The organism is Streptomyces sp. NPDC004721 (assembly GCF_053601495.1).
Genome location: NZ_JBSGBZ010000006.1, coordinates 172,262 through 187,347 on the forward strand (window position 1 = coordinate 172,262; position 15,086 = coordinate 187,347).

The following is a 15,086-nucleotide window of genomic DNA, read 5'->3' on the forward strand; positions in this document are numbered from 1 at the left end:
ACACTCCACGGCATGACCCACCTACCGCCACCGGCCGAGGAGTTGCGGATCCTCGACGCGGAGTTGTGGCAACTCGACGCCCGCCGGGCCCAGTTGCTGGCCCGCCGTGCCCACCTGATCGGTCTCCTCCAGCCGGCCTTCCCGCCCGCTTCCCCCGGGGCGCGGCGGCCCGAGACCACCGCGCCCCGGGTGCAGAACGTGCTCCTCGCCCTCGGTGGCGTTCTGCTGACCGTCGCCGCGATCGCGTTCACCCTGGTCAGCTGGGGGCACCTGGGGATCGCCGGGCGGTCTGTGGTGCTCGCCACGGTGACCGTGGCGGCGCTCGGCGCTCCCGTGCTCCTGCTGAAGCGCGGGCTGCGCTCGACGGCGGAGGCGCTGGCGGGCCTCGGTCTGGCGCTGACGGTGCTCGACGCGTACGCGCTGCACGAGGTCGCGCTGACGGCCACCGACGGCACCGGGTACGCGGCCGTCGCGGCGGCGTTCCTGGCCGGGGCGTGGTGGGGGTACGGCAAGGGACTCGGTTCCCTGCGCGTCCCCTTCCCCGCGGCACTGGCCGCCGCCCAGTTCCCCCTGCTGCTGTGGGCAGTGGCGGCCGGCGCGGGCCCGTACGCGCTCACGGCCGCGCTGTTGCCGGCGGCCGCGTTCGACACGGTCGTCGCGCTCCGGACGTCCGCGAGGTCCCTGCGCGTCTCCGCCGCCATCGCCTCGTACGGGATGGGCGGTTGGGGCGTGGCGGCGGCCGGCGTGCTCTCCTGGGATGCCTCCGGACCGAGCGCCGCCACCCGTGCGGCGGCGCTCCTCGCCCTCGCCGCGGCGATCGCGCTGTACGCCGCATGGCGCGCTCCGCAGCGCGGCCTTGCCACCGGCGCCGCGGTGGCCGGCGGGCTGCTCCTGGTCGCGGCGCTCGGCGGCATCCCGCGCGCGTCGCTGCCCGGTGTGTGGACGGTGCCCGGCTATCTGGCCTGCGGGGTCGGGCTGCTGTCGGCCGTCCGCGGTCCGCTCCCGGAAGCCGTGCGGCGCGGTGCCGCCTGGGCGTCGGCCGCCGTCCAGACCCTGGCGGTGGTCTGGGCGCTGCCCCTGGTCGTCGTGGCGCTGTGGGGTCCGGTCGGATGGACGGGACGGGTCTGGTCGGGGGCGCCCTCGGATCTGCGCGCCGCGGTGACGGTGTGGGCGCCCTGGCCGGCGGAGGCGGTGGCCGCGCCACTGGTGCTCGCGGTCGTCGCGGCGGTTCTGGCCGGGGCGGCCCCCGCCACCACGACCCGGCGCGACCCGGCCGCGGCCGGTGCCGTGGTCCTGCTCTGGGCGACCGCGCTCGTCCTCCCGGCCGCACTGCAACTCCCGTATGCGGTCGGCCTGTTCACACAGGGGTCGACGATCGTGGCGGCGCTGGCCGTGGCGGCGTACGCGCGGCAGACACCGACGTCCCTCAGCGCCCTCCTCCTTTCCCTGCTCACCGCGGCCGGCCTCGCGCTCCTCTCGCTCGCCACCCAGGGCGCCACCCTGGCCGTGCTCGCCGCGCTGACAGGGATCTTCGCGGTGGCCGCCGTACACCCGCGTCTGACCGCCGTCTGCGCGAGCGCGTCCCTGGCCGGTACGACGGGTCTCGCCTGTGCGGTGGGTGCCGCCGCGGGCTGGCCTGCCGCTCACACGGCACTGCTGGTCCTGGTCGTCCCGGCCGCAGCGGCCCTGCTCGCGGCGCGGGTCCCGCGGACCGGGGTGCCGGTCGAGGCCACGGGCGCCGTCGCGGGGCTCCTGGCCGTCGGGCTGGCCGTCACCGACGCGCCCGTGCTGGCCCTCGTGCTGGCCCTGTGCGGGGTGATCGCCGCGGGCACCGCCGTGCGCGCCGACCGCCGTCAGGCGGGCTACGTTGCCGCCGCGCTGTTCGTGCTGGCCACCTGGGTGCGGCTCGGGTCGTGGGCCGTGGGCGCCCCGGAGGCGTACACCCTGCCGGTGACCGTCCCGGCGCTGGTCGTGGGCCTTGTCCGGCGCCGTCGGGACCCCGGGGCCTCGTCGTGGACGGCGTACGGACCCGGGCTGTCGGCGACGCTCGTGCCGAGCCTGCTCGCGGCGTGGGCCGACGCGGACTGGCCGCGCCCCCTGCTGCTCGGCACGGCGGCCCTCGTCCTCACCCTGCTGGGTGCCCGCCACCGTCTCCAGGCACCGCTCGTCCTCGGCGGGAGCGTGCTCGTGCTGGACGCGCTGCACGAACTCGCCCCCTACCTGGTGCAGTTGGCGGGCGTACTCCCCCGCTGGCTGCCTCCCGCGTTCGCCGGGCTGCTGCTGCTCGTGCTGGGCGCGACGTACGAGCAGCGGCTCCGGGACGCCCGGCGGGTGCGGGAGGTACTGGGGCGGATGCGCTGAGGAACGGCTACGGCATCCGGACGGCGAGTGGTGAGAGACCTCTAGGCTCGTGGCTGACCTTGGTTGCCGAAGAGGGGTTCAGAACATGAGCGGGAGAGTGACGGCGGTCAGCAGCAACGGGGAGTACTCGTTCACCAAGCCGAACCGGGACAGCATCACACTGCTCGCCGGGCTCGGTGTGGAGGGGGACGTGCACGCCGGTGTGACGGTCAAGCACCGGTCGCGCGTCGCGCAGGATCCCACCCAGCCGAATCTTCGCCAGGTCCACCTCATCCATGAAGAGCTCTTCGACGAGGTCGGCGAAGAAGGGTTCACGGTGGCGCCCGGCGAACTCGGCGAGAACATCACCACGCGCGGCATCGATCTGCTCGGTCTGCCGGTCGGCACATTGCTGCACGTCGGCGACTCCGCGGTCTTGGAGGTCACCGGTCTGCGCAACCCCTGTCTGCAGATCGACAACTTCCAGGACGGGTTGCTGAAGCAGGTCGTCGGCCGCGACGAGGCGGGGAACATCGTGCGCAGAGCCGGAATCATGACCATCGTGCGGGAAGGCGGCGTGGCGCGCCCCGGCGACACGATCGAAGCGGAACTGCCCAGTGGTCCGCACCGCCCCCTGGGCCGGGTCTGACGCGACTCCCGCGGAGGCCGTGACACGACGACGGCCGTGCGGTTCTTGAGGATGAGTGACGGGCTGGCCAACGCGGAGGCCGCCGTCGCAGCCGTCCTCGAACTCAGGCTTGACCACCGGCGTCGCCGCCCTGGGGTCCGCGGCCGACGCCAGGTCATCCCGACCACCGCAGCGGACGAGATCGACCGATTCTCCCGTACACCCCCTTCGTGACGCCCTACGCCACGGTGGCGATCGCCTGCGTCCGGGTCGCGCCGGAACATGGGCGGCGATCTCCTTGTCAGGGACGACCGCCCCGACCTGACAGCGCATCAGATACGGATCTCGAGGACCTGTCCCAGCCAGGGTTCTTGGTCGGGCCGCTCCACCGCGAACTCGTCGGTCGGCGTGAAGCCGAGGCGCTGGTACTGCTCAACCAGGCGGCGGTCGCCACCCGCGTAGCAGTCGACGCGGAGCAGGCCGATACCCCGGCGCCGGGTCTCGTCAAGGGCGTCCGCAATCAGTGCGGCGCCGATCCCTGAGCCTGTGCGGGCCCGGTCGGTGACCAGGTTGCGGACGTAGAGCTCACGCTCACCCACCGGCGGGACGCCGGCGGGCGGCTCCTCGGCAAGGACGGCGGAGCCCATCGTGCGGCCGTCCTCTTCCGCGATCCGTACCAGGTACTCGCGGGTGTAGGCGCGGATACGGTCGACGGCCGCCGGGCGGGAGGACCAGGGCTGGTCGCCCCACTGCCCGGTGCGGCCATGGGCGGCCAGCCAGGCGACCGCGGAGTCGAGCAGGGTGAGGATGTCGGCCGCGTCTTCCGGACCGCCTGAACGGATCATCATGCGAACGGTTGTACACGACCGGATGCGACGCGTCGCCAAGTCGTCGGGATTGCATGGGCCGGCTTGACACCAGCCAAGGTTCGGTGCGGCTTCCCCGCGCTTCCGCGGGGAACCGTTCCGGTGCGTCGGCGACCGGGACGAGAGGGTGTCCCTCCCCCTTGTGCCGACCTTGCCCCGACGCACCGTTGCTGCGCGCCCCCCGAGGCGGGCCGTAGGCCGCCTGCCGCGGGCGGGCTCAGCGCATGTCGGCCGGCCGGTCGGACCCGTCGAAGGGGAAGCGGCGGCGGAAGTCGTCCGCCGCGTCCTCCAGCGTGCAGAAGCTGACCCCGTCGTGCCCGGAGACGTAGTCGATGAAGCGTTCCAGCATGAGCAGCACCTGGGGGCGGCCGCTCACGTCGGGGTGCAGCGTGATCGGCAGGACCGCGTAGTCCAACTCGCGATAAACCCAGTCGAACTGGTCCTTCCAGTCCTGTTCCAGGACGCGCGGGCTGACGTAGCCGTGGCTGTTGTGGGCGTGCTTGTTGAACATCATCGGCGGCAGGTCGTCGACGTACCAGTTGCCGCAGAACTCGACGAGGTCGACCTCGTGGCCGTGGATCAGGGGCTTCATCCAGTCCTTGGCCTCGGCGGTGTAGTCGATCTTGGTCCACTGGTCGCCCACGCGGGCGTAGAAGGGGGTGAAGTCGCGGTAGTTCTGCGAGTGGTCGTAGGAGAAGCCGTACTTGTGCAGGAGTTCCGCGGTGTACGGCGACATCTCCCACCAGGGTGCGACATAACCGCGCGGCTTGCGTCCCGTGTACTGCTCGATGAGCTCGACGCACTTGGCGAGGACGTCCTCCTCCTGCTGCGGGGTCATCGCGATCGGGTTCTCGTGCGAGTAGCCGTGGGCGCCGATCTCATGGCCCGCCTCCACGACCATCCGGGTCTGCTCGGGGAAGGTCTCGATGGAGTGGCCCGGGATGAACCAACTGGTGCGTATGCCGTACCGCTCGAACAGCTTGAGCAGGCGCGGGGTTCCGACCTCGCCCGCGAAGACGCCGCGCTGGATGTCGTTCGGGGAGTCCTCGCCGCCGTAGGAGCCGAGCCAGCCGGCGACGGCGTCGACATCGACACCGAGGGCGATCTTGATGTCCTTGGTGGCCGTGGGACCGGTCGTCGTGGCCTGGGTGGTGCTTTCCTGCGTCACAGTACGCATTGCCTTTCGTGCGAAGAGGTCAGAGTCGGTGGTCGAGGGCGCTGTGGATACGGGCCGTGGCGGCGGACAGCGCGGCGGTGTCGGCGTCGGACCAGTCGCGCTCCTCCATGCTGTGCACGGAGAGCCAGCCCGCGAGGGCACCGTCGCGTTCGACGGGGCCGAGCATCTGGGCGTGCACTCCGTAGACGTCGATCAGCGCCTGCGGCGGATGCGGGTCAGCCGCGAAGTGGGGCTGGACGAGGGGGATCCGGCGGCGGTCCAGCCACTCGACGGTGTTGAGCCGCCGCTGGTCGAGGGAGGCGTCACGGCGGATGGACCGCACACCCTCGCGGTACGCCTCGCCCGCCGTGAGGTCCACGTGCAGACCGTGCTCGGGCAGGTCGACGCGGAAGGTGGTGCGGTCGGCGCCGGTCGCGGCGAGCAGGTCCGTCAGCACCTCCTGGAAGCGGGCGCGCAGGCTTCCGGTGCGCAGCAGGTCGCCGTGGCCGGGGAGCGCGGGGGCGGCACCGGCCAGGTCCAGCGACTTCCACAGGGTCGCGGTGACGCTGTCGAACACCGGGACTTTCAGCTCCTGTTCGAGTTGCTCGGCGACCCCGGCGCCGTGCACGTTGGTGCAGACGACGGCGACCGCGTGCGCGTCCCCGCGCGTGGCGTCGCGGATCTGGCGGGCGACTTCTCCCTGCGGGATGCGGGCGAAGGCCTCGTTGTCGCTGATCCCGAACGGCTCGGCCGCCAGGGTGCAGACGACGCCCTCCTTGGCGTACGTCGCCGCGATCCGCTCGGCCACGTCGCGGGTGTAGGGCAGGGCGAGCCCCAGGCGGGTCACGCCGTACGCGGCGCAGGCGTCGAGCAGCGCGAGGGTGGAGGTGGTGGCGGGCACGCCGGTGGCCTCGGTGATCGCGGCGCACAGCGCGCGGTCGCGGTCGACGCCGAGCCAGGAGCCGGAGGTGCCGTTCCAGGCGATCACATCGACCTTGGCGTCGGCGAGTTGCCGGGCGGCGGCGAGCATCGGCGCGGTGTCGAACTGGGCGTCGCAGCCGTCGTCCAGCGCGATGCGGGTGACGGGTACGCGGGCGAAGTGCGCCGTCACACCGGCGTCGGCGCCGGTGGTTCCCAGCAGTCGGTATGTCACCGGTTCCAGGCAGGTGTTGGAAGACGGGGTGAGCATGCCCAGCCGATGGGGCTGCCCGTCGGGCTTCGCGCGCGTCAGCGGCGTCGTCATGGTCGAGGTCGTCGGGGGCGTCGTCATCGGGTTGTGAGCCTCCTGCTGCAGTCGAGGGCGAGGGACGACGCGGTGAAGAGCACACCCGCGCCGACGAAGTACAGAAGGGCCCAGGTGTAGGAGCCCGTGCCGCCGACGATGAAGCCCACGACGATCGGTGTGACGATGCCGGCGATGTTCCCGGAGAGGTTCATGGCGCCGCCGACGATCCCGGCGTTGGCGCGGCCCGCGAGGATGGACGGCAGCGACCAGTACAGACCCGCCCAGCGCAGGAAGAACAGCACGGTGGAGAGCAGGGCGACGGCCGTCATGGCGTCCGGCACCAGCACCACGCCGAGCAGTCCGGCGACGACGACGCCACCGGCGGCACCCAGCAGGGTGCGCATGACCGTGTTGATCGAGGCGCCCCTGGCCTGCCAGCGGTCGGACAGCCATCCGCCGACGAGTTCCCCGACGAAGCCGGCGCCGAAGATGGCCAGGGTGGACCAGCCGATCGACTTGATGTCGAAGCCCTTGGCCTCGGAGAGATAGAGGGGGCCCCAGGTGAGCAGCCCGTAGAAGACGCCGTTGAAGCCCATCCAGCCCAGGCACATCGCCCAGAAGGAACGGTGCTTGAGGTAGGGCAGCAGCCCGGCGCGGCCGCCCTTCTCCCCTTGCGCGTCCTCCTCTGCGTGGGCCTGTTCGATGTACGTGGCCTCGGCTTCGTTGACCCGGGGATGCTCGCGCGGGGTGTTGCGGATGTACCAGGCCGCGTAGAGCCCGACGAGCGAGGTCAGCACACCGGCGATGACGAAGCTGACACGCCAGCTGCCGGTCCAGGTGATCAGGCCGGAGATGATGACGCCGCCGAGCGCCGCGCCGAGCGGGGCGCCGCCGTCCAGCAGCACCGCGCCCCTGCCGCGTTCCCGGGCGGGCAGCCACTGGGCGTTGAGCTTGCCGCCGGCCGGCATCACAGGGGCTTCGACGGCGCCGAGTGCCAGTCGCAGCCCGAGCAGCGACCCCGCACTCGTCGCGCCGGCGGTGAGCGCTTGGACGACGCCCCAGCCGACGCAGGCGCCGGATGCCATGAACCGGGCGCCGAACCGGTCGATCAGCCAGCCGCTGGGCAGTTGCATCAGCGCGTACGTCCAGAAGAACGCACTCAGCACGAAACCGGTGGTCTCTTTGGAGAGGCCGAGATCCTTCGTGATCAGTGGCAGGGCCACCGAGACGGAGCTGCGGTCGATGTAGTTGAGCGCGACGACACCGAGGAGCAGCACGAACATGGTCCAGCGCACCCGACTGGGCCGGCCGCCCGTGGGAGAGGTGGAGCCGGGTGCGGTCTCGACGTCCGTCTCCCGGGCGCTCCCCGGGGCAGGCCCTGAGGTGGGCTGTCTTGCTGAGGCACTCATGGTGAACCCTCGATTCAGCAGGGGAAAGGAGGTGAAAAGGGCACGGTCCGGCACCAGGACAGGACGGGGTCCAGGTGGGACCAGGACAGCTGCAGCAACGTCACAGCCAGGCCGTTCGTCGGCTTGGTATACCTAAAATGGTGGTGCGGAGAACTCCCCGTCAAGGGTTTTGGTATACCTTAATTTCCTCAACACGCCCGGAGGGCTTGTGAACGCGAAGAAGACCGCAGCGGCCTGCGCCGCCCCGGCGGCGCAGCAGCCCGCCGCCAGCTCGGCCACCGGTCCGATGTGGTTGCGCGACCAGGTCTGCGAAGGCCTGCGGGACCGCATCATCACGGGCCGCCTGAGGCCGGGAGACCGCCTCATGGAGCGCGAGGTGGCCGAGGAGTTCGGGGTGTCACGCGTGCCGGTGCGCGAGGCGATCCGCATCCTGCTGTCCGAGGGGTTCCTCCAGGCGCTCTCGCCCCGCCGCATCGTCGTGCGCGGCATGACCCGCGAGGACGTCGAGAACCTCTTCGACATGCGCGAGGCCCTGGAGGTCCTCGCGGCGCGCCGCGCCACCGAGCGCGCGACCGCGGACCAACTCCAGCACCTGGCCAAGATGTTGCAGGCGGCACGGCGGGCCACCATGTCCGGCACGCCCGAGCGCATCTCGCGCGCCAACTCCGCCTTCCATCACCAGATCATGGAACTCGCCGGCAACGACCTCCTCAGCAGCACACTCGGCTCGCTCGAAGGACGACTGCGCTGGCTCTTCCAGCAGATCGACGATCCCCACCCGCTGTGGGACGACCACCGAGGGCTGTACGAGGCGATCGCGGCCGGAGACGCGGAGCGTGCTGCGGACCTCTCGCTCCGGCACATCCAGCACTACCGGAAGGTCGCGCTGAGAGTGCTGTTCGGGGAGCCGCCCTCCCGGCCGTGAACAGCCGAGCCTGTGCGCACACGGCCACGCGGCACGGCGACCTCGAACCGGCCTCGCAGGGACGAGCCGATCACACGGGCGGCCCGGCGCCCGGCTCCTCGCCACGGGGCGCCGGGCCGCCTGGTCAACCGCTTCCCGACTGAAGTGCTGCGACGTCGGTTACCAGGGCAGCTGTCCCGTCACGTCGAAGTAGCCGCCGGTCGGACCGTCCGGGTCCAGTTGTGCCATGCGGACGATGATCTCGGCGCCCTCCTCGACCGTCTGGGTCCCGGTGTTCCCGTTCAGGTCGGTCTTGGTGAAGCCGGGCTCCACCGCGTTGATCCGCATGGCCGGGAACGCCTTCGCGTACTGCACGGTGATCATGTTGACCACGGTCTTCGAAGCCGGGTACGCCACCCCCGGGTAGGCAGCGGCGGGGTGGGCAGGGTCGGCCACGTGCGCGAACGAGGCCAGGCCGCTGCTGACGTTGACCACGACCGGCGACGCGGACCGCCGCAGCAGCGGCAGGAACGCGTGGGTGACGCGTACCGTGCCGAAGACGTTGGTCTCGAAGACCTCCCGCATCAGGTCGGCGGTGAGGTCCGCCGCGCCCACCACCCCGTTGTCCGCGCCGCGCGCCTCGACGCCTGCGTTGTTGACCAGCACGTCGAGGCCTCCGTCGGCCTCGATCGTCTTCACCGCGGCGGCGACGGACGCGTCGTCGGTGATGTCGAGCTGCACGGCCCTGGCCCTGTCGCCCAGTTGCTCGGCGGCGCGACGGCCCCGGGCCGCGTCCCTGCTGCCGACGTAGACGGTGTGGCCCGCGGCGATCAGGCGGCGGGCGGTCTCGTAGCCGAGGCCCTTGTTCGCTCCGGTGATCAGTGTTGTCGTCATGCCTCCACGATCCGCCCCGCCCGCCCGCGCAGCCAGGCGCCCCGCCTTCCTGGGACCAGCGGTACCAGGCAGACCCGCGGCCGGCGGGGGCACACTTGGCCGCATGGCGACGGCGGAGTTCGGCAAAGCGGTGCGCCGCTGGCGCGACCGGGTCCCGCCCGAGGCGGCGGGGCTGCCGACCGGCGGGCAGCGGCGCGCGGCGGGGCTGCGCCGCGAGGAGCTGGCGATGCTGGCCGGGATCTCCGTCGACTACGTCACCCGGCTCGAACAGGGCCGGGCCACCAACCCCTCGTCCCAGGTCGTCGAGGCCCTGGCCCGGGCGCTGCGGCTGTCGGAGGAGGAGCGCGCGCACCTGTTCCGGCTCGCCGGGCTCGCGCCGCCGAGCCCCGAGACGGTGCCGGCGTACATCACCCCGAGCGTCCAGCGGCTGCTGGACCGGCTGACGGGGACGCCCGTGGCGGTCTTCGACGCGTCCTGGGCCCTGCTCATGGCCAACGCGCCGTACGCGGCCCTGATGGGCGACCCGTCCGGCCGGCGCGGCAACGAGCGCAACGGCGTGTGGCGCCACTTCCTCGGTCCGGGGTCCGGGGCCCGGCGCGCACCGCAGGCGCAGCGCGATCACGAGGCCGCGCTCGTCGCCGACCTGCGCGCGGCCGCCGAACGCTACCCGGCCGACCGGCGGCTGCACCGGTTGATCGCCGAACTGCGCGGCGGCAGCGAGCGGTTCGCCGAGCTGTGGGACGCGGGCGCCGTCGGCCGCCACGAGGCCTCGCGCAAGACGATCGATCACCCGCGGGTGGGGCCCGTCACGCTGGACTGCGACGTCCTCACCGTGGCGGGCAGCGACCTGCGGATCATGGTCTACACGGCCGAACCCGGCACCGAGGACGCCGAACGCCTCGCCCTCCTCACCGTCCTCGGCACCCAGGACCTCGTGAGCCCCACCCCCTGAGCATCCCGCCGGATACAGCCTTGGCCTGCATCGATCTCGATTTTGCCTATAGCTGTTAGGGAAATGCATAATGGCTGTCGGGTCGTGGGTTCCCTCGGTAGGCCACTCGGTCCACCGGCACCTGCGAACAACCCGTCACTCTTGATCAACAGGCTGAGGCGATGAACACCGAGCACGACTGGATCACCACACCCGTCACCGCGGACCTCCTGCGCGGCGCCCTCGACGTGGAGCGCACGGCGCACGGACTGCTGCCGCACCGGCTGCCCGCTGGGGCGCGTCGGCAGATCCCCGACGAGCAACTGGCCATGGCCGAGGCCCAGCCGTCCGGCGTACGGCTGGCCTTCCGCACCCGGGCGACCACCATCGGCCTGGTGACCCTGCCCACCAAGAGGGCCTACCGCGGCCTCCCGGCCCCGGCGGACGGCGTGTACGACCTGCTGGTCGACGGCCGCCTCGCGGGCCAGGACACGGTGACCGGCGGCAACGTCCGCACCATCGACATGGCCACCCAGTCCGCCGAACTGCTCGAAGGGCCTCCCGGCACCGCCCGGTTCACCGATCTGCCCGCACGGGACAAGGACGTCGAGATCTGGCTGCCTCACGCGGAGATCACCGAGCTGATCGCCCTGCGCACCGACGCCCCGGTCGAGCCGGCGCCGGACAGCGGCCGCAGGGTGTGGCTGCACCACGGCAGTTCCATCAGCCACGGCTCGAACGCCGCCCACCCGACCGCCATCTGGCCGGCCCTGGCCGCGGCCCGGGGCGGAGTGGACCTGGTCAACCTGGGATTCGGCGGCAGCGCGCTGCTCGACCCGTTCACGGCCCGCGCGATGCGGGACACTCCCGCGGACCTGATCAGCGTCAAGATCGGCATCAATGTCGTCAACACCGACGCGATGCGCCTGCGCGCCTTCACCCCCGCCGTCCACGGCTTCCTCGACACCATCCGCGAGGGGCATCCGACGACGCCGCTGCTGGTCGTGTCCTCCATCCTCTGCCCGGTCCAGGAGGACACCCCCGGCCCCCTCGCGCCCGACTTCCAGGGCGGGACCCTGCGGTTCAAGGCCACGGGCGATCCAGCCGAACGCGCCGCCGGGCGGCTGACGCTCAACGTCATCCGCCGCGAACTCGACCGGATCGTCAGGCAGCGGGCGGCCGACGACCCGAACCTGCACCACCTCGACGGCCGTGAACTGTACGGCGAGACGGACTACGCCGAACTCCCGCTGCCCGACGAGGTCCACCCCGACCCCGCGGGTCACCGCCGCATCGCCGAGAACTTCGCACGGCTCGCGTTCGGCGCCGGCGGCCCCTTCGCCCCCGAGCCCAACGGTTGACCACATCGCGGTCAACTCTCCATCGACGAGGGTGGCGTTGAGCGGACGTGGACGTACCCGATGGCCCGTGTCCGCGGAGGGCCCGGGAGACTAGTGCCCCGGCAGGCAACGTTCGCCCGTCAAGGAGCGGCGTCCGGTGCGTGCTCTGGGGGTACCCCCTGCTCGAAGAGCTTGGGGGAGTGCCGGCCGGAAGTCCTCGTACTGGACGTACTTGGGCTTTCGGCCGGTGCGGCGAGTGGGGGTACCCCCTGCTCGAAGAGCTCGGGGGAGCGTGCCGGGCGTCGCGACGGGACGAACGTTGCCTGTTGGGGCACTAGCCTCGGGCCATGCCCGAGACCTCGGTGACGCGCTTCTACGACGAACTGGCCGACGACTACCACCTGATCTACGCGGACTGGGACGCCGGCCTACGCCGGCAGGGCCAGGCCCTGGACGCCCTGATGGGCGAAGAGCGAGCGGCGGTGCTCGACTGCTCCTGCGGCATCGGCACCCAGGCCATCGGCCTGGCACTGCGTGGGCACCGCGTCACCGGGACGGACCTCAGCCCCCGCGCCGCCGCCCGCGCCGCGCGTGAGGCCGCCCACCGGAATCTGACGCTGCCGACGGCCGCCGCCGACATGCGGCATCTGCCGTTCCCCGACGGCCGGTTCGACGCCGTCGTCTGCGCCGACAACTCCCTGCCCCATCTCCTGACGGAGCAGGACGTCCACACCGCCCTGGCGGAGATGCGCCGCGTCCTGCGCCCCGGCGGCCTGCTGCTGGTCAGCACGCGCCCCTACGACGACCTGCTGCGCACCCGCCCCGCTTCGACACCTCCGCAGGTCCACCGGTCCCCGGACGGCGGGGAACCGACCATCGGCTTCCAGCTATGGCACTGGCACGAGGACGGCGAGCACTACGACCTGGAGCACTTCCAACTCCTTCCGGAAGGCGGGCAATGGCGGGTCACGGTCCGCCGGGCGGTCTACTGGGCCCTCGGCCAGGACCGGCTGGCCTCCCTCGTGGCCGACGCGGGATTCGAGGACCCGGTGTGGCGGATGCCGCATCAGACGGGCTTCTTCCAGCCGCTGCTCACGGCGCGCGCCGGGCAGCAGTGAGGGCCGGGGGCCACGCATGGCACCCCCACCGGCCGCGCCCAACCCCCATACGGCTGTGTCCCGTTCACCGGTCGTTCATCCTCCGGCATGGCTACCGCACACTCGGCGCTCCTAGCGTCACGCTCTACCAAGAGTTCGTATAGGGAGAGTAAAGTGCGCAACCTGCTGCCGCTGATCGGAACGCCGTCCGGTTCGCATCCCGGCGGACGGTCCGCCCTGACCTGCCGCTACCGCTGCGGCGACGCGTGTTTCCACGAGGTGCCCAACACCAGCTCGGGCGAGTACGTCGGCGACGTCATCGCCGGTGCCCTCAGCCGCCGTTCCGCGCTGCGCGCCGCCGCCGTCGTGACCGTGGCCGCCGCCACCGGCACGGCCGCCCTCACGGCCGCGGCGCCGGAGGCCCAGGCGGCCCCGGCGAAGGGGCCGGGCTCCACCGGGGGCAGCGGTGACGCCGCCCGCGGCCTCCGCTTCACTCCTGTCGCCCCCAACACCGCCGACGCCGTCACGATCCCGGCCGGTTACGACCAGAACGTCGTCATCCGCTGGGGCGACCCCATCCTCCGCGGCGCGCCCGCCTTCGACCCCGAGAACCAGACCGCCGCCGCCCAGGCCGGCCAGTTCGGGTACAACAACGACTTCCTCGCCCTCCTGCCGATCCAGGGCGAGCACGACCTCCAGCTCCTCGTCGCCAACCACGAGTACACCGACGAGGTGATCATGTTCCGGGGGTACGACCCCGAGAACCCCACCCGGCAGCAGGTCGAGGTCGCCTGGGCCGCGCACGGTCTGGCCGCCGTCGTGGTCCAGAACGACAAGCGCACCGGGCGCCTCACCGCCGTCCCCCGCCACCCCCTCAACCGTCGTGTGACCGCCACCAGCGAGTTCCGCCTCACCGGGCCGGCCGCCGGGTCCGACCTGCTGAAGACCTCCGCGGACCCGAGCGGCCGCACGGTCCTCGGCACCCTCAACAACTGCTCCGGCGGCGTCACCCCGTGGGGCACCACCCTCCACGGCGAGGAGAACTTCAACCAGTACTTCGCCAACGGCGGCCGGACCACCGACAAGCGGTACGGCATCGGGACCGGTGCCACCGAGCGGAAGTGGGAACGGTTCGACAAGCGGTTCGACATCGCCCAGGAGCCCAACGAGGCCCACCGCTTCGGCTACGTCGTCGAGTTCGACCCGTACGACCCCACCTCCACGCCCCGCAAGCGCACCGCCCTCGGCCGCTTCAAGCACGAGGCCGCCACCGTGCGGCTCACCGCGGACGGGCGGCCCGTCGTCTACTCCGGCGACGACGAGCGGTTCGACTACTTCTACAAGTTCGTCGGCAGCAAGCAGATGCGGCAGGGGAACAGCCGCGGGGCGCGTGAGCACAACCTGACGCTGCTCGACGAGGGCACCCTCTACGTCGCCAAGCTCACCGGCGACTCCCCCGCCTCCGAGATCGACGGCAGCGGCAAGCTGCCGAGCGACGGCGAGTTCGACGGCTCCGGCACCTGGATTCCGCTCGCCACCGCCACCGCCCACGGCGCCGTCTCCCACGTCGCGGGCATGACCGCCGAAGAGGTGCTCGTGTTCACGCGGCTGGCGGGCGACAAGGTCGGCGCCACCAAGATGGACCGCCCCGAGGACATCGAGCCCTCCCCGCACACCGGCAAGGTCTACGTCGTCCTCACCAACAACACCAACCGCGGCAAGAGCGGCCAGGCGCCCGCCGACGAGGCCAACCCGCGCAACGCGAACAAGCACGGGCACATCCTCGAGCTCACAGAAGGTCACGACCGGCCCGAGAGCACCACGTTCGCCTGGTCGGTCTTCCTCGTCGCCGGCGACCCCGCCGACCCGGCCACCTACTTCGCCGGGTTCCCCAAGGACAAGGTCAGCCCCATCTCCTGCCCCGACAACGTGGCCTTCGACCCGCACGGCAACCTCTGGATCGCCACCGACGGCGCCCAACTCGGCTCCCACGACGGCCTCTTCGGCGTCGCCACGCGCGGCGACCGGCGCGGTGAGCTCAAGCAGTTCCTGACGGTGCCCGCCGGCGCCGAGACCTGCGGGCCGATCGTCCAGGACCGGCGCGTGCTGGTGGCCGTGCAGCACCCGGGCGAGATCGACGGCGCATCCGTGGAGAAGCCGGCCAGCACCTGGCCCGACGGCCCCGGCAAGATCGTCCGCCCGGCCGTGGTGTCGGTGTGGCGCACCGACGGCCGCGACATCGGCGCCTGACACCCGACGACGCTCCGGGGGCCGTTCTCGCCGACGGCCCCCCGGA

General features: G+C 72.1%; 12 protein-coding genes. 7 read left to right on the forward strand and 5 right to left on the reverse strand.

What is annotated here, in order from left to right:
* Positions 1–12: 12 nt before the first annotated feature.
* Positions 13–2,361: an SCO7613 C-terminal domain-containing membrane protein gene (locus ACWEK3_RS07480; protein ID WP_453249157.1), complete on the forward strand. Its 2,349-nt coding sequence runs from the start codon at positions 13–15 to the stop codon at positions 2,359–2,361.
* 85 nt (positions 2,362–2,446) lie between these two features.
* Positions 2,447–2,989 carry an MOSC domain-containing protein gene (locus ACWEK3_RS07485; RefSeq protein ID WP_450546819.1) on the forward strand — a complete coding sequence of 181 codons (543 nt, stop codon included), beginning with the start codon at positions 2,447–2,449 and terminating at the stop codon, positions 2,987–2,989.
* Positions 2,990–3,300: 311 nt separating this feature from the next.
* On the opposite strand, the gene ACWEK3_RS07490 is transcribed toward ACWEK3_RS07485, so the two are convergent.
* The 4 genes from ACWEK3_RS07490 to ACWEK3_RS07505 form a co-directional block, all read right to left on the reverse strand.
* Entirely contained in the window at positions 3,301–3,816 is a 516-nt protein-coding gene (locus ACWEK3_RS07490; protein ID WP_453249158.1) for a GNAT family N-acetyltransferase, read from the reverse strand.
* A 235-nt stretch (positions 3,817–4,051) separates the two neighbouring features.
* A complete protein-coding gene (locus ACWEK3_RS07495; RefSeq protein ID WP_453249159.1) occupies positions 4,052–5,002 on the reverse strand; it encodes a polysaccharide deacetylase family protein in 951 nt (316 codons plus the stop codon).
* 28 nt (positions 5,003–5,030) lie between these two features.
* On the reverse strand, positions 5,031–6,260 hold the full coding sequence (locus ACWEK3_RS07500) for an aspartate racemase/maleate isomerase family protein (RefSeq protein ID WP_453249160.1): 1,230 nt from the start codon (positions 6,258–6,260) through the stop codon (positions 5,031–5,033).
* Positions 6,257–7,624 (reverse strand): MFS transporter, encoded by a 1,368-nt coding sequence (locus ACWEK3_RS07505; protein ID WP_450546815.1) that lies wholly within the window; start codon positions 7,622–7,624, stop codon positions 6,257–6,259. Before ACWEK3_RS07505 ends, ACWEK3_RS07500 begins: the two co-directional genes overlap by 4 nt.
* Positions 7,625–7,832: 208 nt before the next feature.
* Here ACWEK3_RS07505 and ACWEK3_RS07510 point away from each other — a divergent pair, with 208 nt between their 5' ends.
* Positions 7,833–8,549 (forward strand): GntR family transcriptional regulator, encoded by a 717-nt coding sequence (locus ACWEK3_RS07510; RefSeq protein ID WP_453249161.1) that lies wholly within the window; start codon positions 7,833–7,835, stop codon positions 8,547–8,549.
* A 159-nt stretch (positions 8,550–8,708) separates the two neighbouring features.
* Here ACWEK3_RS07510 and ACWEK3_RS07515 read toward each other — a convergent pair whose 3' ends face one another.
* Positions 8,709–9,422, reverse strand: a complete 714-nt coding sequence (locus tag ACWEK3_RS07515; protein ID WP_450546813.1) for an SDR family NAD(P)-dependent oxidoreductase — start codon at positions 9,420–9,422, stop codon at positions 8,709–8,711.
* 103 nt (positions 9,423–9,525) lie between these two features.
* On the opposite strand from ACWEK3_RS07515, the gene ACWEK3_RS07520 reads away from it, so the two are divergent.
* From ACWEK3_RS07520 to ACWEK3_RS07535, 4 genes are all read left to right on the forward strand, one after another.
* A complete protein-coding gene (locus ACWEK3_RS07520; RefSeq protein ID WP_450546812.1) occupies positions 9,526–10,374 on the forward strand; it encodes a helix-turn-helix transcriptional regulator in 849 nt (282 codons plus the stop codon).
* A 161-nt stretch (positions 10,375–10,535) separates the two neighbouring features.
* Positions 10,536–11,714: a GDSL-type esterase/lipase family protein gene (locus tag ACWEK3_RS07525; RefSeq protein ID WP_453249162.1), complete on the forward strand. Its 1,179-nt coding sequence runs from the start codon at positions 10,536–10,538 to the stop codon at positions 11,712–11,714.
* 326 nt (positions 11,715–12,040) lie between these two features.
* Positions 12,041–12,811 carry a class I SAM-dependent methyltransferase gene (locus ACWEK3_RS07530; RefSeq protein WP_453249163.1) on the forward strand — a complete coding sequence of 257 codons (771 nt, stop codon included), beginning with the start codon at positions 12,041–12,043 and terminating at the stop codon, positions 12,809–12,811.
* Positions 12,812–12,964: 153 nt separating this feature from the next.
* Entirely contained in the window at positions 12,965–15,040 is a 2,076-nt protein-coding gene (locus ACWEK3_RS07535; RefSeq protein ID WP_453249164.1) for a PhoX family protein, read from the forward strand.
* Positions 15,041–15,086 lie beyond the last annotated feature (46 nt).

Bases quoted from the DNA above. Each gene is read 5' to 3' on its own strand.
- ACWEK3_RS07500 (WP_453249160.1), bottom strand. From the start codon at position 6,260: ATGACGACGCCCCCGACGACCTCGACCATGACGACGCCGCTGACGCGC.
- ACWEK3_RS07490 (WP_453249158.1), bottom strand. From the start codon at position 3,816: ATGATGATCCGTTCAGGCGGTCCGGAAGACGCGGCCGACATCCTCACC.
- ACWEK3_RS07520 (WP_450546812.1), top strand. From the start codon at position 9,526: ATGGCGACGGCGGAGTTCGGCAAAGCGGTGCGCCGCTGGCGCGACCGG.
- ACWEK3_RS07525 (WP_453249162.1), top strand. From the start codon at position 10,536: ATGAACACCGAGCACGACTGGATCACCACACCCGTCACCGCGGACCTC.
- ACWEK3_RS07530 (WP_453249163.1), top strand. From the start codon at position 12,041: ATGCCCGAGACCTCGGTGACGCGCTTCTACGACGAACTGGCCGACGAC.
- ACWEK3_RS07485 (WP_450546819.1), top strand. From the start codon at position 2,447: ATGAGCGGGAGAGTGACGGCGGTCAGCAGCAACGGGGAGTACTCGTTC.
- ACWEK3_RS07480 (WP_453249157.1), top strand. From the start codon at position 13: ATGACCCACCTACCGCCACCGGCCGAGGAGTTGCGGATCCTCGACGCG.
- ACWEK3_RS07515 (WP_450546813.1), bottom strand. From the start codon at position 9,422: ATGACGACAACACTGATCACCGGAGCGAACAAGGGCCTCGGCTACGAG.
- ACWEK3_RS07505 (WP_450546815.1), bottom strand. From the start codon at position 7,624: ATGAGTGCCTCAGCAAGACAGCCCACCTCAGGGCCTGCCCCGGGGAGC.